The sequence below is a fragment of the Streptomyces atriruber genome, from assembly GCF_001418325.1.
In the GTDB taxonomy this organism is placed as follows: Bacteria; Actinomycetota; Actinomycetes; order Streptomycetales; family Streptomycetaceae; genus Streptomyces; species Streptomyces atriruber.
Window position 1 is genome coordinate 1 of the sequence record NZ_LIPN01000124.1, and the last position, 22,860, is coordinate 22,860.

The following is a 22,860-nucleotide window of genomic DNA, read 5'->3' on the forward strand; positions in this document are numbered from 1 at the left end:
CTGCCCCACCGCCCGCGCAACTGCTCGGCGCGCGGCCCGCCGCACCGGTGACTAGCTTGTCCCCATCACGATGATCGGAGTTCACCGTGTCTTCCTCGTCTCCCTTGTCTCCCTTGTCGACGTTCCTCCCCTCCCGCCGCTCGGCCCTGCGCACGATCGCCGGAGTCGGCGCCGTCGTGCTCGGCGCTTCGGCCTGCGGCCCCGGCGACACAGATGTCGCGAGCGCCGCCGCCGACCAGGACACGGACGCGAAGGGACGCCGCATGGGCGCCGAGTGGGAGAGCCACGCGCGCACGTTCATGTCGTGGCCCGCCCTGGAGTCGGTGTGGGAGGACGACCTGCGCTACGTACGCGAGGACATCGCCCGCGTCGCCCGCGCCATCGCGGAGTACGAGTACGTCGTGATGATGGCGAGGCCCGACCAGGTGAAGGCGGCCCAGAAGGCGTGCGGGCGCGACGTCGAGGTCATCCCGCTGCCCGTCGACGACCTGTGGGCCCGCGACACCGTGCCCGTGTTCGTGGAGGACGACGGCAAGGTCACCGGCATCGACTTCAACTTCAACGGATGGGGCAACAAGCAGGAGCACACGAACGACGGCCGGGTGGGCCGGACGCTGCTCACCAAGTACGACATCCCCCGCGAGAAGGCTCCGCTGGTCGCCGAGGGCGGCTCGTTCGAGACCGACGGCGAGGGAACGCTCCTGATCACCGAGAGCTCGATCGTCAACGACAACCGCAACCGCGGAAAGAGCCGGGACCAGATCGAGGCCGAGCTCAAGCAGACTCTGGGCATCAAGAAGGTGATCTGGCTGGCCGGTGTGCGCGGCAAGGACATCACCGACGCGCACGTGGACAGCCTGGTGCGCTTCACCGAGCCGGGCGTGGTGCTCCTGGACAGGGCGCACCCCGACACCCCGGCCGACTCGTGGTCGCGCGCGGCGGACCAGGCCAAGGCGGTGCTCAGCAAGGCGACCGACGCGAAGGGCCGTCCCTTCGAGATCGTGGACCTGCCGCAGCCGGACCTGTACGAGATCACCGGCGAGGGCGACGACTTCGTGTCGACGTACGCGAACTTCTACGTGGCCAACGACTCCGTCTTCATGCCCCGCTTCGGCGACCGGAAGGCCGACAAGCGGGCCAAGAGCATCCTCCAGGAGCACTTCCCCAAGCGGGACGTCGTGCAGGTGGAGATCGACACCATCGCCTCCGGTGGCGGCGGCATCCACTGCTCCACGCACGACGAGCCCGGCAAGCCGGTCGACTGACGCGCCCCGGAGCGGCCGTGGTCACGATGCGACGCCTTTCCCGGTCCCGCGGCAGACTGCTCGCCGCGGGCCTGGTGCTCTGCGCCGTGGCCGTGGCGGCCGCCGTCGGGGTCCGGCTCCAGTTCGGCGAACGCCAGGCGCTGGACACCCGGTACCGGGCGGGCGGTTCGGCTCCCGACCGGGTGGACATCACGGCATCGGTCCAACGGGTCGACGCGGCGGGCCGCGAACTGGTGCTCCGTATCCTCGTGACCCCGCGCGGAAGCCTCGCGGAGCCGGGCGGTGTCTCTCCCGCGGAAGCCCTGACGCTCCAGACGTCCGCCTCCGTACGGGGAGACCTCACCTTCCCCGCGCACCGCAGGATCTCGACCGTGGACGTGCCGGTCACACTGTCGGCGGGCTCGATCACGGACTATCCGTTCGACGCGTACGAGACGACGCTGGAGTTCGGCGCCGCGGTGCGGGACGACGAGACGGTGCCCGTCCGGATGACGCTCACCAACAACGACGCGCTGTTCGCGGCGGACGTCGACGCGTCCGAGGCATCCGGCGCCGCGGTGTTCGAGGTCGGCCTTGCGCGCTCCACCAGCGTGCTGATCTTCGTGGTGTTCATGATGGCCGCGATGTGGGCGCTGGCCATCGCGGTCCTGATCGGTGCGTGGTTCCTGCTCACCCGCCGAAAGGGGCTGACCTGGCCTGCCCTCGGCTGGATGGCCGCCACGCTCTTCGCCCTCGCGGCCTTCCGCAACACGGCCCCGGGCACCCCACCTATCGGCTCCCTCCTCGACTACGTCGCGTTCCTCTGGGCGGAGACGGTGGTCGCGTTCTGCGTGATCACGGTGGTGGTGATGGGGATGCGAGCGGAATCCCACCCGCGGGACCCGGAGGACTCGCCGGACGCCGCAGAACCCTCCACAACTCGCGCGGGCTTGTGACGGAACCTTCTGGCCCGGCCAGGTATCTCATCACGTGGAGGCACCGTGCCTCCGATGAGAGGAGCTGTTCCGCATGGTGCGTCGAGTCCAGGTGCTGCTGTTGGCCGCCCTGCTATTGGTGGCGGGCTCGGTGATGTCGAGTGCGCCCGCCTCCGCGGTCATCGGGGGATCGAAGAGCACCTATGGTCCGTGGGCGGTGCGCATGCTCGTCGACGGCAAGCCGACGTGCACCGGGACCGCGGTCACGACCCGATGGATCCTCACCGCGTCGCACTGCTTCTACGAGCAGGCGCAGCCGGTCGCCGACAAGCGGATCTCGTTCCGGGTCGGCAACCTCGATGTGCGCAAGGGCACCAAGGTCCGTCCGGTGCCCGGCAAGCGGGTGGGCAGCGCGCACGCCGACATGATGCTCATCAAGGTGGCGCGCATGAACGTCAAGCCCGCGCGCCTGGCCACGGCCCCGGTGCGCATCGGTCAGAACGTACGGCAGTACGGGTGGGGCGCCACCTGCACCCGGGACGAGAACGCCTGCCAGTCCCAGGTGCTCAAGCAGTCGAAACTGAAGGTCGTGAAGGCGGACACGCCCCGGTGCAAGGGGTACGTCACGCCGAACGGCCCGGACTTCTGCATGAAGAAGGTGTCCGGGATTCCCGCCGGCGGCGACTCCGGCGGCCCGGTGATGAGCGTCGCCCCGCACGGCGCCGAAACGCTCGTCGGTGTCTTCAACGGCTCCGACCGCGAGCAGGTCGCCCAGGCCGGAAAGATCTCGCAGCAGCTCAACTGGATCCGTTCCGTCACGAGGCGATAGCCCAGCGAGGAAACCGGACCGGCCGACCGTGAGGCGGCCGGTCCGACGGGGGACAGGACGACAGAACGGCGCCCGGCCGGTGAAACACCGGTCGGGCGCCGTTCTCGGTTTTTCTAGGGGCGGGGTGTCCAAGGCCGCGGCGTGCAGGGCGGGAGGCAGTGCGTCGAATCCGTCGAGCAGCGGGACGATGCGTCCGCTGGCCAGCAGAGCCTGTGCCCGGTCGGCCGGTCGCGCGCCGTGCGGGGCGGTTCCGGCGGGCGCCGGGATGCGCAGGTCGGGGTAACTGCGCCGCAACTGCTCGGCCAGCCAGGCTCGGATCGAATCGTCGTGGGGTCCCAGGAGGCGAGGGAGAACAGGACCGGTACGGGGCCGCCGCCCTGTCGACGCTCGATCAGGTCCCGGAGCGGAAGGTCCCGTCCCAGGATTCGGTCAGGGCCGCATCGGCTTGGCTCGATCGAGCCGCCGGGTCGCTGCCGGTCGTCGCCGCGACGCTTACCCTTCCTTCCGCCGACCAGGCCGTCTGCCTCCCTGCGGTGCGGCAGCCTACGCGGGGTGGTTCACTGCCTCGATGCCCCGCGAGGCCGACAGCCAGGCACGGTAGCGGCGCAGCGCTCCGCGCTGCTTCCACTGCTCGGAGAGCAGGGTGTACGCCGGATGGATCCGGGGCCTCGCGTCGCTACCGCGCGCGAGACGGCCCATCTGGTGGCGGACCCGAGCCATTCCCGCAGCCGAAGCGAGGGCCTTGTCGGACCAGGCCACGGGCGCCATGTGGCGGTCGGCCTCACGGTGGTTCCGCCAGCGGTCGGGCAGATCCGGAGTGACGGCGAGGGCGGTGCCCATGCCGACGAGGGCCACGCCGCTGTCGAGGACCTGCTCCGCAGTGGCGCGGCGCGTGATGCCACCGGTGAGCATCAGCGGCAGGGGGCTGGTCCTGACCAGGTCCTTCGCCAGGTCCAGGAAGTAGGCCTCGCGCGCCTGGGTGCGTGCGTCGGCGGGGCGACCGGTCATCGCCGGGCTCTCGTAGCTCCCGCCGGACAGTTCGACCAGGTCGACGCCGAGAGGCTCGAGCATCGCGATGACCTGGCGGGCGTCATCGGCATCGAATCCGCCGCGCTGGAAGTCGGCGGAGTTGAGCTTCACCGCGACCGCGAAGGACGGCGAGACGGCGGCACGGACGGCGCGGACCACGTCGAGCAGCATCCGGGCGCGGTTCTCCAGCGAACCGCCCCACTGATCGGTGCGTTTGTTGACCAGGGGAGACAGGAACTGCGACAGCAGATAGCCGTGGGCGGCGTGGACCTCCACGCCGTCGAAGCCCGCCTCCTCGGCACGCCGGGCCGTGACGGCGAACCGGGTGACGGTGGCCTCGATCTGGGCCGGGGTCATGGCGGTCGGACGGCCGAAGCGGCGGCTGTGCCGGCCCAGGTCGACGCCGGTGTCGGAGGGGCCCCACACGACGCCGGGCATGTCGGAGGAGACCTGCCGACCCGGGTGATTGATCTGCATCCATATCGCGCTGCTGCCGGACCTGCCGGTTTTGGCGGCCTCGGCCCACTCGACGAACGGCTGCAACGGCGCGTTCTCGTCGAGCACGACGCCCCCGGGGCCCGTCAGCGCCTCGGCGTGCACCATGACGTTTCCGGTGATCAGCAGTCCGCTGCCGCCGTCGGCCCAGCGCCGGTAGAGCGTCAGCAACCTCTGATCGGGCAGCTGGCCGTCGCCCGCCATGTTCTCCTCCATCGCCGCCTTCGCGATCCGGTTGGTCAACACCTGCCCGGACCGCAGGGGCAGCGGCGAGAACAGTTCGCTGGACATCCCGATCCCTCTCCTTCGTCTCTACGACTTACGATGTATGCAGCGTTCACATTAGACGAGAATGTAAGCACTGCAAACATTGAGGGAGTGTGACCTGTGCCGCAGGCCAGCACGTACCACCACGGCGATCTGCGCGCCGCCTGCCTGCGTGCCGCGCGCGAGCTCCTGGAGGAAGACGGCAGCGCTGCCCTGTCCCTGCGTGCGGTCGCCCGGCGCGCGGGGGTGTCGGCGACGGCTCCCTACCGCCACTTCGCCGACCGTGACGCTCTCGTCTCCGGGGTGGCCGCCGAGGGGTACCGCGAGCTGGCCGGCCATCTGGCCGAGGCCCACCCCGCACCCTCAACACCCGACGAACTCGCCGCGGTTGCCGTCGCCTACGTCAGGTTCGCGCTCGAACACCCGGCCCTGTTCCGCGTGATGTTCGCCGAACCCTGCGATCCGACCAGCGAAGAACGGGTCGCCGCCACCGAGGCCATCTCGGATTACGTCCGCGGCATCGTTCGCGCCACCTTCCCCGACGTGAACGCGGACGCCTTGTCGACCACGGTGTGGGCCCTCGTCCACGGACTGGCGTTCCTCCACCTCGACGGCAAGCTGGACAACTCCACTCCCGAGGCGGTCGCCACCCAGGTCCACGCGTCCGTACACGCCCTGTTCGATGCCTCTCGGGCAATGTCCCGGACGGCTGAATGAGGTCGACCCGAGCGCTGTCCGGCTTCTCGACCGGCGGGGTCACCGTCCGACTGCTTCAGGGGGTGTGGGGCCGCGTCGGCATCATCGCGGTATCCGAACTGTCCTGGTGGTCGTGCACGGCAGTCTGTGGCGGTTCCGGTTCGGAGCGTCTTTGGCCAGTGACAAGGCTCCATGCGTCGATGTCCTGATAGCGCCGCGGGCCTGAGTGGCCTCGTACTGTGCTGCCGACAAGGTGGAGGCGTTCGGTCCGCCAAGGGCTTCCGGTGAATCCGTCGAGGCGGGCGGCCGCAGCCGTCACGGACGCGTTGTCGTAGCGCCGAGCGCGGGCCAGCGTGAGGTGGGGGCGCAGTGGACGCTCGGCGAAGGCGATGCCGCAGTCCCTGACCCGCGCACGCACTGCTTCGGCCAGCTCGTGCAGTCCTTCGAGATCACCCTCGATGCCACTCCACAGCACTCGCTCGTCGAAGTGCCCGCCGCCGACGAGCGCCAGTTCGAGAGGGTGGCGGGCAGCCGCAAGGTCGGCGAGGGGCGAACGAAGCCGGTGGACGGTGTGCACCGGCAGCTCGCCCAGGAAGGTCAGGGTGATGTGCCAGTCCTCGATGCGGTTCCAGCGCAGGTCGGGATAGGCGGCGTAGGCCGGACTCAGGGCGTGCGCCAGCTCGTTCTTCGCATCGTCGGGCGGCGCGAGGGCGATGAACGCATGCTGGGTGGAAGTCTGGGGCAGTTCGGTCACGGACGTCTTCTTACCTGATGCGTTCGTGGGGCTGCGGCCTGACCGCCGTGCCGCGCCGCGCTGTGCCGGGTCCTGCTCGTGCGACCGTCGGTACTCCGGACCGGGTATCCCGCAGACGCAGACGCAGACCGGCGCCGAGCCCCGTGGCAAGCGGCCCGCCGTCCTGGTGCGGCGCACAACGCCCGGTCCGAGCTGCCAAGAGGCTCCGCCTCACCGAGGCGCATCGCCGCTGCGGCAATCAACTCTTCGACGCGGCCGCCACGTTGCCGATTCCGATCGCGGTCGTGATTTGTTCGCATTGTGTATGTCGACCATCGCTCAACGGACCATTTCCGGCCAACATCCAGCCAATTGCTGACATGTACCTGGTTGAAGTGACACGCTCCCCCGCAACACGCTGCACGTACAGCAACACGCTGCACGCCCGCATCGCGTCTTTTTCTGCTCCGGGCGGCCCTCCATGCCTCCCGGGCCCCCACAGATGGAGCTCGCGTGACTTCTGCTATATCCCGCAAGCGTTCGACGCTCGTGATCGCCACCGCCGTCGCAGCCGGAGCGCTGCTCACCGCCGGACTGACCACCGGCGCCTCCGCCCAGCCGGGCAAGGACAACGCGCCGTCCGGCTCTCCCGTCGCCCTCTCGGCGTCGGCCCGCGCGGACCTCCTCCAGGACGCGAGCGCCGAGAGATCGGCGACCGCCGAGCGGATCGGCCTCGGTGCCAAGGAGAAGCTCGTCGTCCGTGACGTCGTCAAGGACGCCGACGGCACCACGCACACCCGCTACGAGCGCACCTACGACGGCCTGCCCGTCCTCGGCGGCGACCTCGTCGTGCACACCGCCAAGAGCGGCGAACTGAAGGGCGTCACCAAGGCGACCGAGGCCACGGTCAAGGTCGCCTCCACCGACGCGAAGCTCGGCAAGTCCTCCGTCGCGAAGTCCGCCGAGTCGACCGCCGCGAAGGCGAAGACCGCGCAGGCGGACGCGCAGGCTCCGCGCAAGGTGATCTGGGCCGCCTCCGGCAAGCCCGTCCTCGCGTACGAGACGGTTGTCACCGGCGTGCAGAAGGACGGTACGCCCAGCAGGCTCCACGTCATCACGGACGCCGCGACCGGGAAGAAGCTGTACCAGTACCAGGCCATCGAGAACGGCACCGGCAACAGCCAGTACAGCGGCAAGGTCACGGTCGGCTCCAAGAAGGGCACGAGCGGCTACGAGCTGACGGACAAGGCCCGGGGCGGTCACCGCACCTTCGACCTGAAGCACGCGGAGAGCGGCGCGGGCAAGCTCTTCAAGGACGCCAACGACGTCTGGGGCAACGGCAAGCCCACGAGCGCGCAGACCGCCGCCGTCGACGCCGCCTACGGCGCCCAGCTCACCTGGGACTACTACAAGTCGGTGCACGGCCGCAGCGGCATCAACGGTGACGGCAAGGGTGCGACCTCGCGGGTCCACTTCAGCAACAACTACGTCAACGCCTTCTGGGACGACAGCTGCTTCTGCATGACGTACGGCGACGGCGAGGGCAACAAGAAGCCCCTCACCTCGATCGACGTGGCCGCCCACGAGATGACGCACGGCGTCACCTCGGCCACCGGCAACATGGAGTACAACGGCGAGTCCGGCGGTCTCAACGAGGCCACCTCGGACATCTTCGCCGCCGCCGTGGAGTTCAAGGCCAAGAACCCCAAGGACGTCGGCGACTACCTCGTCGGCGAGAAGATCGACATCAACGGCGACGGCACCCCGCTGCGTTACATGGACAAGCCGAGCAAGGACGGCGCCTCCCTGGACAAGTGGAGCTCCAACGCCGGCAACGTCGACGTCCACTACTCCTCGGGCATCGCCAACCACTTCTTCTACCTGCTGTCCGAGGGCAGCGGGAAGAAGCGGATCAACGGCGTCGACTACAACTCGCCGACCGCCGACGGTTCCAAGGTGCTGGGCATCGGACGCGGCAAGGCCGAGAAGATCTGGTACAAGGCCCTGACGACGTACTTCACGTCGACCACCAACTACAAGGCCGCCCGTAAGGGCACGTTGAGCGCTGCGAAGGACCTGTACGGCGCGAATTCCACCGAGTACAAGCGCGTGGCCGCCGCCTGGACCGGCGTCAACGTCAAGTAGCCCCATCCGGTCGGTCACTTGAAGGGGCGGCGTCCGAAACGGACGCCGCCCCCGCCGCGTTCACCGCATCAGCGGCGGCAGAACCCCAGCTTCTCGGGGCTGTACGAACAGAGATGTTCTTCGTCTCAGGCCGCCACCGCGGCCTCCTGCTGCGCGTAGAAGATGTCGATGTCGACCTCCTCGCCGCCGACGGTCTGGGTGTCCCACGGCCTGCTCCGGAGCAGTGTGTACAGGGTCTCGCTGCGCAACGTCTCCAGATGTGTGCGCAGCCGGTCGTCGTCCGGCATCCCCGCGATGCGTGGTGCCAACCGCTCGCGGATGGCCCGCAGTTGATCCAACAGTGCTTCGAGGTCGGCTTCCCGGTCGAGCGGCTGCTCCGCGGCCTCGGTGATGCTCTGCTCGATGACGTCCTTGATGGCGACGGTCTCCCCGTCCCCTTCCGTGGCGACCATGGCGTTCCAGGCGCGGCTCTTGTGCCGGTACTGGAGCATCGACATGGCTGCCTCGTGGCGGACGAAGTCCGCGTCCCGGAAGGGGCGTCCGCGCCAGGTGCCTGCGAGCGTACGGGCGAGCGAGATCGCCGATGCCAGGCCGCTGTTGAGGCCGCGGCCCGGCCAGAAGTGGATGGCGTTGGCGGCGTCGCCGAGCAGGAAGCCGTACGTTCCCGGTGTGGTGGCGGTCGCGGGGTGCAGGCGGGCGGTGAACCTGGGGCGCTGCACCATGTCCAGGCGGAACGCGGTGACCGCGGTCAGGTCCTCCTCGGCCACGCCGAACAGCGTGAGACCCTCCCGCACCCGCTTCCACAAGGCCGAGCCCTTGATCAGCGCGGGCAGGAACAGGGTGCTGTGGGTGTCGCACAGGAAATCGCCGTCCGGGCCGCGGTTCATCACGCAGGGGCGGGAGGCGATGCACTCCTCGAAGACCTGTCGGACGGGGTCGATCCCCACCACCTCCCGCGCCTCGCTGTCGGTGAGGCGCATGTTGAGGAAGCCCTCGCCGCGGAGCGAGTTCAGCAGGAACCGGTTCTGTGCCACGGTGAGGAGCACGGACATGGGGTCGGTGAGTTCGGAGGTGACCTTCAGTCCGAGGACGACGTCCTGCAAGTGCTCGCCGTCGAGGGAGTAAATGGAGGAATCGGCCCGGCCGAACTTCGCCGTGAAGTGCTCCCGGGTCCGCGACCGGCCCCCCTCGCAGATGGCCAGGACGTGTCCGGCCGACGCCACCGCCCGGTGCTCGCCGGGGTCGAACCGCTCGGGGACCAGGCGGATCCGGTCCGGCTTCTGGCCCGCCAGGTCCAGGAGGACGTCCTCGACCCGGGCGATGCGGATGTTGCGCGGCGCGTGGCCGTCCACCGAGTCCGGTCCCGCCGGCCACATCTCGCTGAACGAACCTTCCTGGAAGAGCCGTTCCCGCACTTCCCCGGGCAGCGCCAGGTACTGGCGGCTCTGGACCGTGACGACCTGTTGGCGGCGGACGTTGCCCTGCTTCTCGTCCTTCCACACCACCCGGCCCCCGTCGCGGGTCCAGCGCCCCTCGTACACCGTGACGCACACCCGCTGCCCGAGCAGCGATTCGAGCTGCAGAGCGAAGGCGAGGCCGACCGGCCCACCACCCGAGACGGTGACCTCGAGGACCGGGCCCGGTTCCTGTGTCGACGGCGGTGCGAGTGCCTCCAGGACGGACAGGTCAAGGATGGTCTCCATGGGGTCGGCCGCTTCGAAGCCGAAGGTCTCCTCGCCGATGGTGAACAGATCACCGGGTCGCAGCACGTGCGAGGTCGCGCGCTCCCCGTTCACCACCGTCCCGTTGGCGCTTCCCCTGTCGTAGAGGACGAACCCGTGCCCCTCCCGGCGAACCTCCGCGTGCAGCCGCGAGATGCTCGCGTCGGAGATCACCACGCTGTTCCCGCTCCTCCGGCCGAAGGTGAGCGGCTTGCTCCCGATCGCGAACCTCTGCCCGGCCAATGCTCCCCGGCGGCCGACAATCTCTGGAGGCATCTCCCCACTCCGATCCCGTGCACTCCCCGGGCCGCGACGTCCACGCTGCCCGCCATGGGCCTTGAGAGACGCTCGCGGCCTTCCCCTGTTGGTTCAGTACACACGGAGGTACGAGACGAATCGCGCAAGCGTTCAGGTGGAGGGCAAGTTGCGTGGTTCGGGGTCGGATCCGAGAGCAGGAGCGGGCCGACGTCGGCCGCTGGGGCCTCACCATCTGACGACCTCCAGGGGGCCCCACCGGCCTCCACCAGTAGGACCCCCGCCGGTGGCCTCAGGGCAGAGGAACCACCAGAGGCGTCAGCTCCGGAGAACCACCAGGGTGATGCCCGCCGCTACGGCGCCGAGCGCCACGGCGGCGACGCCGTGCACGAGGCGGTGTGCGCGCAGTACGGGAAGGAACCGATCGGCCGCGAGCTTGCCGGGTCCGGTCAGTGCCAGGCTCGCGGCGGCGACGAGGAGCAGCAGCTCGAACTCGATGCCGGTGGGGCTGAAGAAACCGCCACCCCACTTCACGGCGATCACGTTGAGCATGATGCCCACGATGCCCGCCCCGGCGAGCGGGGTGAGCAGACCGGTCACGAGGCCCAGGCCGCACAGGGTCTCGGTGAGCCCGGCGACCACCGCCATGGTCTGTGCGGCCGAGTAGCCGTTGCTCGCGAAGAAGTCCGCGGTGCCGTCGAGGCCGCCCCCGCCGAACCAGCCGAAGAGCTTCTGGGCTCCGTGCGCGGCCATGGTCAGGCCGACCGCCCAGCGCAGCAGCAGGAGCCCGGCGCTACTGCCGGACCGGGAGGTCGTGGTGAGGGAGGCGGCGTCGTTCAGGGATGTGGTGCGCGTGCTGGTGAAAATGGACATGCGTCTCTCCTGTGAGTGAAGGCCGTACGTTCGGCTGCCGCCGAAGGCATGGCGAAGTCGCACCGACCGGCCTTGTCCGGCCCTGTCGGCTTGCGGGTGGAGAGACCCGTCTACGTTCTGATGATCTGGATTCTGTACAGGTCGACCGACGTCGTGTCCGATTGCGACGTGCCGGAAGGGGCCAGAGGGGCGCACGGCGGAGCCGGGGGTGTGGACGTCGACTTGGGGACGGGCGAGCCCGGCTGTTCGGGGCGCGGCACCATCGCACCGTGCGGATCCGTCGGCTGCCCGTCGTGACAGCCCCGGTCGTCGTCGGGGAAGTCCGCCGAGGGCATGGCGTAGGAGGCGGTCGCGGTGCGGACGGTCGCCGGTCCGTCGGACGCCGAATCCGTCGTCACCTGGATGCCGAACAGCGGGACGAGGAAGAGGAAGATCAGTGCGAGCAGCGCCGTGCGGACCGTGCGGTCATCCTGTGGCCGCATCAGTCGCGTCGTCGTGCTCCGGCCGCTGCGCGGACGGCGCGGGCCGCTCTGGTTCATGCCGGGCACCCTACCCGTCTTGAACTTTCAAGTAAATCTCGGTGCTCCCGCGAGTGAGCACCAAACGACCGCGTCGGCACCGGACACCGGCCGACTCCACGATGAGTGCGCCGGACGTGCGGACGTGCTCCTTCTGGGCCTGCCGGTCCTGATGCTCGGCGGGCCCTTCCCTGTGCCCATCCCGCCGCAGTTCGCCGGGACCTGCTCCGAGCGGGCCGACAGGAAGGCGCCTGACCGGCAGAAGCCGAGCTCAGGCGCCTTTTTGTGCCTCTAGAAGAAGCCGGGCTTCTTCGGTGAGTACGACACGAGAAGGTTTTTCATCTGCTGGTGGTACACGTGGAGGGGGCTTTGCCGTGGTGCCACCTGGCACAGGTAGGTCCTGGACGGGCGCAACCGAGCCGACGCCGATCACCAACCGGTTTTCGATCACATCGACCGGTACGGCGAGCCGGCGCCGTCGGCGACGAGTCGCATCCCGCGGCAGGAGAGCGAACGGCCGGTCACGCGTGGTGGCCCCAGGTCACTCGCCGAAGGATTGGCCGAAGCCCTGGCGAGCGCCATCGGTGAGGCCGATCGCCGAGGCGGTGTACTCCGTCGCGCCGATGGCGGTGATCGCGCCTTTCGCGGCGGGCAGGATGTCGATGCGGCCGTTGTGGGACTCGTCGTCGCCGCCGGAGCCCACGACGAGGTCGGCGCGGTTGTCGCCGTTCAGGTCGGTCAGCTTCACGGCGGAGCCGAAGAAGTCGTATGAGGAGGGCTTGCCCGGCATGCCGTCGGTGCCCTTGAAGTACGACGTCGCGCCCTTGCCGGAGACACCGCCCTTGCCGCCGAGGAGGGTGGTCACCTGGCCGGTGTGCTCCAGCTCGCCGAGGCTCTCGACGGAGGAGCCGACGGCGAGGTCCGCGTAGCCGTCGCCGCTGATGTCCCCGACGGAGACCGAGACGCCGAAGTAGTCGTCCTTCTCGCTGGAGTCCGGGACGCCGTCGGTCTCCTGGGTGATCACCTGGACGGGACGGGTCGACTGACCGGTCTTGCCGCCATAGACGACGCTGACCTGACCGGAGTAGATCGGCTCGTCGTAGGTCCACTCCTTGCCGACGACGATGTCCGCGTGACCGTCCTTGTCGAGGTCGCCGACGGCGACATGGCCGTCGGTGGCGGACCGGTTCACCAGGAGCTTGCCGTCGGCACCGGTCAGGTTGCCGGTGCGGAGCAGGCCATTGTTCGTGCCCCGATGGAGTTCGATCCGGTCGACGGGGCCCGTGCGCCCTGCGAAGACCTGGATGACGAGATCGGTGATGCCGTCGCCTGTCACATCGCCAGAGTCGAGGGCGGTGTGAACGTACGTCTGACCGTCCTTGAGGCCGAGGTTGATCACGGACTTGGCCTTGCCGGTGGTGCGGCTGATCGGCCCGTACAGCACCTCGCCGCCCCGCCCGGTGCTGTAGTCGCCGGTCGCCAGGTCGGTCTTGCCGTCGCCGTTGAAGTCACCGGCCGCCAGTGAGGAGCCCCGGCGGACATCGGGTTCCGTGGGCGGGGTCTGCTTCACGGTCACGGCCCCGTGCTTCGTCAGCCCGTTCTTCCCGCCCCAGACGATGAAGGTCTGACCGGCGTTGCGGCGGTAGGTGGTGCCGAAGGTGATGTCCTCACCGCTCGCCGAGATCGCGAGGTCGGTGAAACCGTCGCCGTCGTAGTCGCCCGCGACGGACTGGGAGCCGAAGCGGTCATAGCCCTCGGTGATGCCGGGGACGCCCGGGGTGTTCTGCGTGATGACCTGGCGCTTGGCCGCGTTCACACCCTTCTTGGAGCCGTACAGCACCGCCACGGCGCCGCCCTCCGCCTTCTCCCCGGAGCTGCCGTGCTCGTTGACGACGAGGTCCCGATAGCCATCGCCGTTGAAGTCGGGGACGGCCGGCGCGGCCTTGGTTGCCTTGACGGCCTGCGCCGGTGCGGCGACTGCGCCGGGCGCGAGGCCGCCCACCAGGCATGTGGAAACCACGGCGATGGCGGTGTACAGGGTGCGCTGACGCACGATCTTCTCCCACGGTGGATTCTGCTGTTGCTTCTGTGACTCGCCGAGGAGACCAGCGACCCGGCCCGGAGGTTGTACGAGACGGCGAAGGGCCTGGCACGACATCACGACCACCGGCGTCGTGATCGGCCCCCCGCCCTTCACTAGCACCTGGTCAACCAGCACCACGAGGAACCGCCGGCCCTTCTGCGCACCTTGCGCCCGGATGCACCTGTGGAGCTGGAGCGGTTGGTCAGTCGACTCTCGGCCAAGGCCCCCGCCGGGCCGACGTCATTTCTAAGATCTCGCTCTCCCCGAGCGAAGCCACCGATGGTGCGGTCGTTCCCGTGTGTATGACCGCCCACGAGAACTGCCCTGCCTGCCCAGGACCACACCCGGCTCGGGAGGGCCCGGCCGTGGCGCGCCGCGGCGGGGGCATGACGCACTTGGCTGGACGCCGCGCAGGAGCTCGCCACAACCGGCCTCGGCCGGGCTGACGGGCCCATGTCCGGCAGCCGTTTGTGCCCGAATATCCCACTGTGGCCAGTGAGTCGGACGGTTAGCCTGACTCCACTCGCGCGGCCGGCCGGTGAGAACGGGGCGCGCGCCGACCGGGGAGCGGAAGGGGAGCACCTGTGGCGAACGAGGAAACCAGGAAAGCCGAGCAGGCGGCCCGAGGGCACGTGGCCCAGCTGGCCTTCGGGAACATGGTGGTCCAGACCCTGCGCGCCGCGACGCGGCTGAAGGTCTTCGACCTGATCGGCGACGAGGAACGTACGTCCGCCGAGGTGGCCGGGGCGGCCGGGGCCCAGCCGCAGGCCATGAACCGGCTGCTGCGGGCCCTGGCCGGCCTCGGCCTCCTCACCGAGCGGGCCCCGGGTTCCTTCGCGGCCACGCCCGCGGGCATCCTGCTCGACACGGGCCGCCCCGACTCCATGGCGGCCCTGGTGGGCATGCTCACCGACCCCGAGATCCTGCGCCCCTGGGAACTCCTGGAGCAGGGCATACGGACCGGTGCCAGTACGTTCGAGACGGTCTTCGGCAAGGACTTCTTCTCCTACATCAAGGAACGCCCGGAGCTGTCCGCGCAGTTCAACGCCGCGATGAGCCAGGGCACCGCGGCGACCGCCGCCGCGCTGCCGCACGCCTTCGACTTCGGTCGGTTCACGAAGGTCACCGACGTCGGCGGTGGCGACGGCACACTGCTGACCGCGGTGCTCCGCGCGCATCCCGCCCTGAGCGGAGTCGTCTACGACTCGGAGGAGGGACTCGCCCAGGCCCCCGAGAAGCTGCGGGAGCACGACCTCACGAGTCGGTGCACCCTGGTGGCCGGGGACTTCTTCAAGTCGGTGCCCAAGGGGTCCGACGTCTATCTGATCAAGAGCGTGCTGCACGACTGGTCCGACGACCTGGCGGCGACCATCCTGAGCAACTGCCGCGAAGTGCTGCCTCCCGACGGGCGGGTGCTGATCGTGGATCCCGTGCTGCCCGAGGTCGTCGACCCGCGGACCGCAGGCCTCACCTACCTGAGCGATCTCCACATGCTCGTGGGCGCGGGTGGCCGGGAACGCACGCGCAAGGACTTCGAGGAACTGTGCGGCCGGGCGGGACTCACGATCGTGTCGGTACGCCCGATCGACGAGGCCTACGGATTCGGCCTCATCGAGGCGAAGGCGGCGTAGCCGGGCTCGTCCCACCCCGGGCCGACCGGGTCCGGGACGTCTCTCGTGACCACCGGCGGTACCCGACCCACGGTCTGTCCGCATCACCGTTCAACGTGTCGTCCGTGCCGCTGGGCGAGCCGCGCCGTTGGCACTGGTGGTCGCAGGCCGACTGGATCTGGCTGCCCCCCCACCACTGGGCCGAGAACATGACCCGGACCCTGGATCCCTGCGACTTCGCCTTTCGTGGCTGCCGTCGGTGGTTGGGCTGTTGGAACAGGGTGAGGTGGGTGCTCGCCGTCGTTGGATGAGCTGCGGGAGGAAACCGACCGCAGCCAGGCCGAGCCGGCCGGGTTCGAGGACCTGTCCCGGCCCCGTGGAGGGGATGATCAGGGGCGCAGCCCGTCGTCGGGCCGCGGGGACGGTCAGACCGTCGGCGCGAATGCGGTGATGACGTCGACGAGTTCGGCCGGGGCTTCCAGCGGAATCAGGTGACCGGTGCGGGGGACGACCACGAAGTCGGAGTGGGAGAGATAGGGCACGAGGTTGTCGCGGAGCACGCCGACGGGCTCCACCTGGTCGTGTTCTCCGGCGACGACGAGAGCGGGCACGCCGACCATGCGCGTGTGTTCGGTGATGTCCTGCGCGATGCCGTGCAGCGGCCACTCGGTCCGGGCGGCATCGGTGATGGTCCGCGAGTCGGCCACGATCTGCGCCTTGACCGGCTCGGGCAGCTCGGTCGCGGTGAGGACGTGATCCCGTGCCCCGGCCACGGACTCGGCGGAGTCGTAGGCGTGCGCCAGGGCCTCCTGGTACTCGGGAGTGACCTGTGCGGCAGGCTTCGCCGGGCCGGAGCCGACGAGAACGATGCCGCGCAGCCCGGCGGGCCGGGTGGCCGCGACCAGCTGTGCGACCTTTCCGCCCATCGAATGCCCCACCAGGACGTAGTCGGTGACGCCCGCGTCCGCGAGCACGGCGAGCGTGTCGTCGGCGAGCTGACCGAGTGTGTAGGGACCGGGCAGAGCGCTCGACCGGCTCCACCCGCGGAAGTCCATCGTGAGCACGTCACGGCCCGCAAGGCGGTCGACGACGAGGTCCCAGGTGCGGGCGGAACCGCCCCAATAGTGCAGGAACACCAGAGTCGGTCCGGTCCCCGTCCGATGGTCGTAAGTGGGCAGTAGCGTCTGCTGCGTCGTGTCCATGATGGCTCTTCCGGTCGATGCTCTGGGTTGTTTTCCCCGTGCATTCATTGAAACTTCTGCACCCGGACGGGGCATTGGCGTGACTGGTCGCCCGATGATGAAAACTGGACACATGAGCGTGATCCGGCAGATGACCTACCAGCCCGCGGGGCGTCCCGCCGCCTCGGTCGAGACGATGACGTTCGGCCGCCTTCGCGAGCTGAACGACGGCGGCACGCAGCGCGCCGACTTCCACGTCCTTGCCGTCATCGACGCCGGACCCGGCGCAGTCGCCGTCGATTTCCACCGCCACCCGCTCGAAGACCGGTCCGCGGTGTGGATTCCACCCGGCGCGGTGCACCGGTGGGATGACATCGCCGACGTGGCAGGGCACCTCGTGCTGTTCGTGCCGACCGCGCCGGTCACCCACGCCACCCGAGAACTGGCCGCCTCCTCTGACCCGGCCGGGCACTGGATCATCCCCGACGCCGACTGGCCCTTCGTCGACACGGCGCGCAGCCATCTCCTCCTCGAAGCATCCGCCCCGCCCGGTGACTCCCGGACCGAGCTTCCCGAAATCCTGCTCTCCGCGCTCATCACCCGGCTGCAACCGCCGCATGCCGAAGCGCGGCTCGCCCCTCAGGTGTTCCGGTTGTTCCGCTCCAGCGTCGAAGCGCACTTCCGGCAGCACCACGACGCCGGCTACTACGCCCGTGCGCTGGGATACGCGCCCCGCACCCTCTCACGAGCGGTGCAGCAGGCCACGGGCCGCACCGCGAAGGCGTACATCGTCGAACGGATCACCCTGGAGGCCAAACGGCTCCTCGCACACGACCGCCTCACCGCCGCCCGCTGCGCCGACCTGCTCGGCTTCCCCGACGCATCCGCCTTCTCGGTGTTCTTCCACAAGGCAACAGGCAAACGCCCGGGCGCATGGCAGGCGACGGTGGTCACCGAGTGAGGAGGCACCCACACGAACACGCACATCTATGCGCATGTGCGTCACAAGCCGTGAACACCGGCCGCCCGTGCTCGCCTCTCTATCCACCTACACTTCACGCCGCCCGACTCGCCTTGGCTGAACCGGGTGGAACGGTGGTTCGCCGAGCTCACACAGAAGAACTTCAAGCTCGGCGTCAACCGCCGGGTCCAGGCCCTCGAACACGACATCCGGTCCCGGCCGGCCGACTGGAACGAGCTACCCGGGAACGTTCGTCCGGACGAAGACCGCCGACGAAATCCTCGACACAGTGACTGCCTGCTGCCGACGAATCTCCGGCTCAGATCACGGGGTGCGTTCGCCTGGTTGTAGGCGGAAACCGCCAAGGAGCCGGACGCGCCCGGCTGGGAGGGCGAGCGCCGGAATCCGAACGGCGTGAAGACGGCGATCGGCCGACGCCTCCACACGACCTGCACAGTTCGGGGCGTCGCAAGCCGTTCTGTCGAGCGACACTCCGGCCGCGGCCGCCTGATCGTGGTGCGTGGGGGACGGGCCGCCCGGTCAAGGGTGCCCGCGGCGGCGCTTCGTCCCGGACCCGCCTACCCGCAGACGGGGGAGGATGGCGACGGCGGGCATGAGGAACGCCGAGGGACGGCCGCTGATCAGCTGGCAGGCGGGGGGGATTGGTCCTGCCGCGGATCGCACCGCTGATCGGGGGTGGTCATGGTGGCCCTCTGTGCGAACTGCACGATCCTCTTCAGACGGTGCTGGTCCGTGCCGGGGCCTCGATGAGTTGCCAGTCGCCGCCGCGGTCTTCCTTCGCAAGGCGCGCGGCGAGGTCGGGGACGCGGAGTTCGCCCTGGATCACGTTGACGAAGGGCCGCAGCACGCGGTCGTAGTTCGCCGACGCGGTCGGCAGGTCACCGGGGTGGCATGCTTCGCACCACTGAGGGCGCCGCAACGTAGCGCCCCAGTTGGTCCATGCATGGTCCGGATCTTGGGCATGACGGAGTTGTACTCCGCCACCCGGGCGGGCATCGCCCCCCTGCTGTTGCGGCTCCTCGATCAACGAACCAGTCCTCGCCCTACGCCATCCCGACTCGGCAGGTCCCTAACTGCCCTGAACTCGAGGTCCTGACCGGTCACGTCCGGTTCTTCGCCCAGATGCTCGCCGAGCGCTTGGGCGAACGCCTCCCGCAGTGGCTCTACGCCGTCCGCCAGGAGGGCCTTCCCAGCCTCCACACTCTCGCGGCCGGCATCGCCTGACGCTGCCCTGGGGCTCCGGCGTCGTCGAAGGACACGTCAACCGGATCAAGATGCTCAAGCGCCAGATGTACGGACGCGTCGGCTTCACTCTGCTCCGCAAGCGGGTCCTCCTCGCCCCGTGACCGATGTCAGTGGCTCCTGGAACCAGAACGGGTCGAAGGCGGGGCCGAAGCCGTTGCCGCCGGTGCCCTCGTCGCCAGCACCCTCCCGGACAGCCCCATCGTGATCGACCCCGATAACGGCCCCCGCCAGTCCCTGCCCGAACTGCCGATTTCGCTTTGCGCGTCTGCGAGACTCGCACTGGGCCGGGTTCTCCAGGACGGATCAGAGATGGCAACCGGCTGGGTGGACAGCGCCGACGCCGACCGGCGGCGCCGGAGTGTGCGACAGGTCCTCCCATCACTCGAAACACCCGCTGATCACTAGTTGTGACCGCCTCACGGAAGTCGTGCCAGAACCACAACCCGTGAATAGAGCCAGCCTCGCGCCCCCTCCTGCTCCCACTGCTCCAGAACAGTGGTTCTCGCACGCCACGCAGTTGCTTGCCCTCCCCGAAGCAGGAGCGTGGCCAACGCTGTAGATGGAGCAGGGCGGCATGGAGCGCGCGACGAGGAGAAGGCATGGGTGAGGGAGGCAAGCCCAAACGGGGCAAGGGCAAGCAGGAGGGTGCCGAAGTCCTGGATCGGCTCAAACACACCGCCTACGACGGGACAGTGAAGACCAGCGCCAAACCACTGTCGCAGCGCGATGCCCTACGGGTGATGGACTTCGCACTGCGGCTCGGTCAGGAGCTGTTTCTGTCCGGGTTCGACACTCAGGACATCGAGTCCTCCGTGATCGCGGCCTCTGTCGCGTTGGGCCTCAACCACCTGGACATTGACATCACCGCACGCACCTTGCATCTCCAGTACGCGCCCCCGAATGCCGCCCCGATGTCGATGATGCGAGTCACACGAACGGTCGAGGATCCCAGGGACCTGCGGCGCATGGCGGCGCTGCACCGCCTGGTCGGGCACGTGGTCGAGGACGGGCTCGATGTGCGGCAGGCTGCCGAGGCGCTGCGCCGGATCCAGTCGGCCCCACCGCCGTGGCCCTGGTGGTCGCGCACCGCCGGCAGCGGGATCCTCGCAGCCGCACTGACCGTGCAGGTGGGCGGTTCGGCGTGGGCCGCGCTCATGTCGGTGGCAGTCGTGCTGATCTGTGATCGCGCGGGTTGGCTTCTGCAGCGCAGCGCGATGCCGTTCTTCCTGGTCATCGCTGCTCAGGCCGCCCTGACAGTAGTCCTGGGCATCGCCCTGCTGAACATCGCGCTGATCGACCCGTACAGTACCGCCGTCGTGACGGCCAACCTGGTCGTGCTGTTGCCGCTCGGCCCACTGATCGCGCTACCGCAGGATGGCATTACCGGTTTCTCACTCATGGCCGCGACCCGCGCCGTGAACGTAGCGCTCGCGCTGGCCGGGATGGCCACCGGAGTTGTCTTGGTGGCTGTGCTCGCCGACCAAGCGGCAGCCGACCTGTACGCGCCCCACATCGATCACACTGTGCTGCCCGTGTGGGGAATCCTGGTGATGTCCGCCGTCGGCGCACTCGGCAACTGCTGCGCCATGGGCGGCTCCCGCCGTCAGCTCCCCTTCGCCGTGACCGCGGGACTGCTCGCCGGAAGTATCCATACCGCCGTGACACACGCCGTCCCGGACGCACAGGCCGTGGCCGTGCTGTGCGCGGCCACGGCCCTTGGGGCCAGCGCGGCGCTCTGCAGCCCGCTGCTGCGCGTACCTGCGGCAGTCATCGTCGTACCAGGAGCCGCGGGCTCCTTGCTGCCGAGCCTTCAGGTATATGAGAGCATCACTCAACTCTCCGTCGGCCGCGACGAAGCAGTGCAGTACGCACTGCTCGGCCTGGTATCCACCAGCGCCATCGGCGTCGGCGTGGTCACGGGTGCCATGATGGGCAACGCGGCCCTGCGTACCCTCAGACGCTTCCAGCCAACCCCGCAGCCGCAATAGGTAAGCGCCGGTCGTACGGCAGCGGCGTAGGCTCACCCGCCCCACGCTAAACGAAGTGTGTGTTTAGCCTTGGGGTGGGATTGGCGGAACTTGTCCGCGCCCGGCCGCGGGCCTGCACACACATCGTCTGCACGCGGCCGCAGTGACCCTCATCCCTCAGAACACGTGCGAGCGCAGATCAACCATCGTCAGCACTGTCACTGCTACCTCCTGTTCCCTGGCACAGCAGCAACCCTCGCGTAATGTCGTCGGGGTCTTGGCGGCCATGATGTGTCTGCTCGATATGCGTTGACGTAGGGCATGCGCGGCATGGCCGGCGCATGGCCACGGTTGAGCCCGCGTGCACGTGTTCCGGCCCGGGCCGCTTCGACGATGATGTCGCCGGCGCCCAACGCTTCGCTCGACCCGTCGGAGAACTCCCGGGTGAGGAAAAAGGAACTCGGTCACTGCCACAACAGGCCCAGGGTGGTGGTGCCATCTGGTGAATCGCCCGGCTGGATCGAGGAACGCTTGAGGGCGGTCTCAGTGACGCCGACTGCTGTGATCAACGGCCTTTCGATCGAGTGCCCGTTGCCAGCAGTTCGGCCTGTCAGGCTTGCAACCGCTTCGGCGGGCCGCATAATTCCACGCTAGTCAAACATCGATTCCCTTGACAGGTGCATCGGCCTTGCAGCCGAATTTCCGGTTGGCTCCCGCGCCCTGAGGGCGTACGCCGGATCTTTCTGAAGCATCTCCCACACGGTGAACGCGCTGTTTCAACAGTGAGTTGATCAGAGCTCCCTCGTACGTTATTGAGGTCGGTTCTCACAGAAAATGAGGCCGCCGCCCTGATGCCCGCAGAGCAGGGCACTTGCCGACGGAAAGGACCGGGGTGATTAAGCCTGAAGGCGCCCGGCGGGAATGGTTCACAGGATTCGACGACCCCGCCGTACCGCATCTTGCCTAGACCGTGGCCACCGAGGTGCATGAGCGTGAAGGTGGAACGGGACGGCACAAAGAGGTTTCCCCGTGTAAACGGGTTTCGGTATGCGATGAGTTGAGCGGCGCAGACAGGCCGGTGAGTGGTTGTCTGAGTCGACTTGTCGCGCTGCGGAATCGGTTCAGTGGGCGGCCTCCGGCAGCTTATGTGCCATTCGTCTAGGCGGGCTTGCGGCGGGAGGCGATGCGGATGTAGTTGACGTGGTCGCTGCGGTAGCTGTCCAGGTACGGCTGCTCGATCCCTGTGGCGAGATGGGACTTCGAGCACAGCTCCCAGTACGGGATGGCGGGCTCGGTGAGGCCGTCGACCCGGTAGAGGGGTCAGACCGGCGTCGATGAGAGCGCGCAGGTACGTGGTGCGGCGGTGGGTGTGGCAGTGGTAGTGCTCGTCGATGGCTGCGGCCTCGGGCGGGTGCGGGTTGAGGGCGTCGTTGTTGCACCAGGTCACTAGGACGTAGCGTCCTCCGGGCTTGAGGATGCGGGCGAACTCGGCGAGCATGTCTATGCTGCGAGCGTTCGTCTTGGGCCGAAGCCGGGGTTCTGCGAAGTGTGAGCCGCTGACCGTGAGGGCGCCTTCTCCGTCCGCCTGTTCAGTGCGTCCCTGATCGACAAGCCGCTGAGCATCAACTGGCGCGCCGTTCCGGCCGACGTCGTTCCGTTCGGGCGTTGACTCCAGCGGCATTGCAGAAGGTTCCACGATAATCCGCAATTTGCGGAGATACAGGTTGAAACGTTTCTCTTAATTCTCCATATTGTCGCATTTATGCGTGCGGCCTTGTCATGAGCTCTGGTTGTACACATAGCTAGGTGCTGCGACCACTTCCTCGCCCCGGGGTTCCCGATGAGTCCTGGGCAGGTCGACGGAGCCCCGCGCGCCGTCGACCGGGGGAGGCGGCGCCCATCCTCAACCAGAGGAGAAGTCATGAAGAAGGCCTACGAAGCGCCGGCGCTCGTCCGGCTCGGGACATTCCGGAAGAAGACCGGGCTGCTGCAGCGGTCCGGAAACGACCGGCTCATCCTGAGTAAGAACTGACGACCGGCGGTCCTTGACCC

Annotated in this window: 17 protein-coding genes; 9 read left to right on the plus strand and 8 right to left on the minus strand. The window is 68.7% G+C overall.

The window, feature by feature from the left end; translation table 11 throughout:
* Window positions 1–113 precede the first annotated feature (113 nt).
* From AOK03_RS14600 to AOK03_RS14610, 3 genes are all read left to right on the plus strand, one after another.
* Window positions 114–1,265, plus strand: a complete 1,152-nt coding sequence (locus tag AOK03_RS14600) for an agmatine deiminase family protein (protein WP_055565675.1) — start codon at window positions 114–116, stop codon at window positions 1,263–1,265.
* Window positions 1,266–1,291: 26 nt separating this feature from the next.
* Window positions 1,292–2,200: a DUF4436 family protein gene (locus AOK03_RS14605; RefSeq protein ID WP_055565713.1), complete on the plus strand. Its 909-nt coding sequence runs from the start codon at window positions 1,292–1,294 to the stop codon at window positions 2,198–2,200.
* A 73-nt stretch (window positions 2,201–2,273) separates the two neighbouring features.
* A complete protein-coding gene (locus AOK03_RS14610; protein WP_055565676.1) occupies window positions 2,274–3,008 on the plus strand; it encodes a S1 family peptidase in 735 nt (244 codons plus the stop codon).
* A 543-nt stretch (window positions 3,009–3,551) separates the two neighbouring features.
* Here AOK03_RS14610 and AOK03_RS14615 read toward each other — a convergent pair.
* Window positions 3,552–4,823, minus strand: a complete 1,272-nt coding sequence (locus AOK03_RS14615) for an NADH:flavin oxidoreductase/NADH oxidase family protein (protein ID WP_055565677.1) — start codon at window positions 4,821–4,823, stop codon at window positions 3,552–3,554.
* A 96-nt stretch (window positions 4,824–4,919) separates the two neighbouring features.
* On the opposite strand from AOK03_RS14615, the gene AOK03_RS14620 reads away from it, so the two are divergent.
* The gene (locus AOK03_RS14620; protein ID WP_055565678.1) at window positions 4,920–5,516 is read left to right on the plus strand and encodes a TetR/AcrR family transcriptional regulator; all 597 of its coding nucleotides are present in this window, start codon (window positions 4,920–4,922) and stop codon (window positions 5,514–5,516) included.
* A gap of 55 nt (window positions 5,517–5,571) precedes the next feature.
* Here the strand turns inward: AOK03_RS14620 and thpR are convergent, their stop codons facing one another.
* Window positions 5,572–6,249 (minus strand): RNA 2',3'-cyclic phosphodiesterase, encoded by a 678-nt coding sequence (thpR, locus tag AOK03_RS14625; protein ID WP_063792502.1) that lies wholly within the window; start codon window positions 6,247–6,249, stop codon window positions 5,572–5,574.
* Between the two features lie 492 nt (window positions 6,250–6,741).
* On the opposite strand from thpR, the gene AOK03_RS14630 reads away from it, so the two are divergent.
* Window positions 6,742–8,373: a M4 family metallopeptidase gene (locus tag AOK03_RS14630; protein ID WP_055565679.1), complete on the plus strand. Its 1,632-nt coding sequence runs from the start codon at window positions 6,742–6,744 to the stop codon at window positions 8,371–8,373.
* 125 nt (window positions 8,374–8,498) lie between these two features.
* Here AOK03_RS14630 and AOK03_RS14635 read toward each other — a convergent pair whose 3' ends face one another.
* From AOK03_RS14635 to AOK03_RS14650, 4 genes are all read right to left on the minus strand, one after another.
* Window positions 8,499–10,370 carry an FHA domain-containing protein gene (locus AOK03_RS14635; RefSeq protein WP_055565680.1) on the minus strand — a complete coding sequence of 624 codons (1,872 nt, stop codon included), beginning with the start codon at window positions 10,368–10,370 and terminating at the stop codon, window positions 8,499–8,501.
* Window positions 10,371–10,667: 297 nt separating this feature from the next.
* Window positions 10,668–11,222 (minus strand): DoxX family protein, encoded by a 555-nt coding sequence (locus AOK03_RS14640; RefSeq protein ID WP_055565681.1) that lies wholly within the window; start codon window positions 11,220–11,222, stop codon window positions 10,668–10,670.
* Between the two features lie 110 nt (window positions 11,223–11,332).
* Window positions 11,333–11,761: a hypothetical protein gene (locus tag AOK03_RS14645; protein WP_157868945.1), complete on the minus strand. Its 429-nt coding sequence runs from the start codon at window positions 11,759–11,761 to the stop codon at window positions 11,333–11,335.
* Window positions 11,762–12,281: 520 nt separating this feature from the next.
* Window positions 12,282–13,793, minus strand: a complete 1,512-nt coding sequence (locus tag AOK03_RS14650; RefSeq protein WP_055565683.1) for an FG-GAP and VCBS repeat-containing protein — start codon at window positions 13,791–13,793, stop codon at window positions 12,282–12,284.
* A 614-nt stretch (window positions 13,794–14,407) separates the two neighbouring features.
* Between AOK03_RS14650 and AOK03_RS14655 the strand changes: the two genes are divergently transcribed.
* Window positions 14,408–15,454: a methyltransferase gene (locus AOK03_RS14655; RefSeq protein ID WP_055565684.1), complete on the plus strand. Its 1,047-nt coding sequence runs from the start codon at window positions 14,408–14,410 to the stop codon at window positions 15,452–15,454.
* 404 nt (window positions 15,455–15,858) lie between these two features.
* Here AOK03_RS14655 and AOK03_RS14660 read toward each other — a convergent pair whose 3' ends face one another.
* The gene (locus tag AOK03_RS14660; protein WP_055565685.1) at window positions 15,859–16,635 is read right to left on the minus strand and encodes an alpha/beta fold hydrolase; all 777 of its coding nucleotides are present in this window, start codon (window positions 16,633–16,635) and stop codon (window positions 15,859–15,861) included.
* A 112-nt stretch (window positions 16,636–16,747) separates the two neighbouring features.
* Here AOK03_RS14660 and AOK03_RS14665 point away from each other — a divergent pair, with 112 nt between their 5' ends.
* The gene (locus AOK03_RS14665; RefSeq protein ID WP_055565686.1) at window positions 16,748–17,575 is read left to right on the plus strand and encodes a helix-turn-helix domain-containing protein; all 828 of its coding nucleotides are present in this window, start codon (window positions 16,748–16,750) and stop codon (window positions 17,573–17,575) included.
* Between the two features lie 736 nt (window positions 17,576–18,311).
* On the opposite strand, the gene AOK03_RS40825 is transcribed toward AOK03_RS14665, so the two are convergent.
* On the minus strand, window positions 18,312–18,515 hold the full coding sequence (locus AOK03_RS40825) for a hypothetical protein (RefSeq protein WP_079074715.1): 204 nt from the start codon (window positions 18,513–18,515) through the stop codon (window positions 18,312–18,314).
* A gap of 925 nt (window positions 18,516–19,440) precedes the next feature.
* Between AOK03_RS40825 and AOK03_RS14675 the strand changes: the two genes are divergently transcribed.
* Both AOK03_RS14675 and AOK03_RS41875 read left to right on the plus strand, forming a co-directional pair.
* Entirely contained in the window at window positions 19,441–20,829 is a 1,389-nt protein-coding gene (locus tag AOK03_RS14675; RefSeq protein WP_055565687.1) for a threonine/serine exporter family protein, read from the plus strand.
* A gap of 1,900 nt (window positions 20,830–22,729) precedes the next feature.
* Window positions 22,730–22,840 carry a keywimysin-related RiPP gene (locus tag AOK03_RS41875; protein WP_107098009.1) on the plus strand — a complete coding sequence of 37 codons (111 nt, stop codon included), beginning with the start codon at window positions 22,730–22,732 and terminating at the stop codon, window positions 22,838–22,840.
* The last annotated feature ends 20 nt before the right edge of the window (window positions 22,841–22,860 follow it).

What these genes read in the sequence shown, in the direction of transcription:
- AOK03_RS41875 (WP_107098009.1), top strand. Translation starts at nt 22,730, where the DNA reads ATGAAGAAGGCCTACGAAGCGCCGGCGCTCGTCCGGCTCGGGACATTC.
- AOK03_RS14640 (WP_055565681.1), bottom strand. Translation starts at nt 11,222, where the DNA reads ATGTCCATTTTCACCAGCACGCGCACCACATCCCTGAACGACGCCGCC.
- AOK03_RS14615 (WP_055565677.1), bottom strand. Translation starts at nt 4,823, where the DNA reads ATGTCCAGCGAACTGTTCTCGCCGCTGCCCCTGCGGTCCGGGCAGGTG.
- AOK03_RS14660 (WP_055565685.1), bottom strand. Translation starts at nt 16,635, where the DNA reads ATGGACACGACGCAGCAGACGCTACTGCCCACTTACGACCATCGGACG.
- AOK03_RS14665 (WP_055565686.1), top strand. Translation starts at nt 16,748, where the DNA reads ATGAGCGTGATCCGGCAGATGACCTACCAGCCCGCGGGGCGTCCCGCC.
- AOK03_RS14675 (WP_055565687.1), top strand. Translation starts at nt 19,441, where the DNA reads ATGGGTGAGGGAGGCAAGCCCAAACGGGGCAAGGGCAAGCAGGAGGGT.
- AOK03_RS14605 (WP_055565713.1), top strand. Translation starts at nt 1,292, where the DNA reads ATGCGACGCCTTTCCCGGTCCCGCGGCAGACTGCTCGCCGCGGGCCTG.
- AOK03_RS14610 (WP_055565676.1), top strand. Translation starts at nt 2,274, where the DNA reads ATGGTGCGTCGAGTCCAGGTGCTGCTGTTGGCCGCCCTGCTATTGGTG.
- AOK03_RS14635 (WP_055565680.1), bottom strand. Translation starts at nt 10,370, where the DNA reads ATGCCTCCAGAGATTGTCGGCCGCCGGGGAGCATTGGCCGGGCAGAGG.
- AOK03_RS14645 (WP_157868945.1), bottom strand. Translation starts at nt 11,761, where the DNA reads ATGAACCAGAGCGGCCCGCGCCGTCCGCGCAGCGGCCGGAGCACGACG.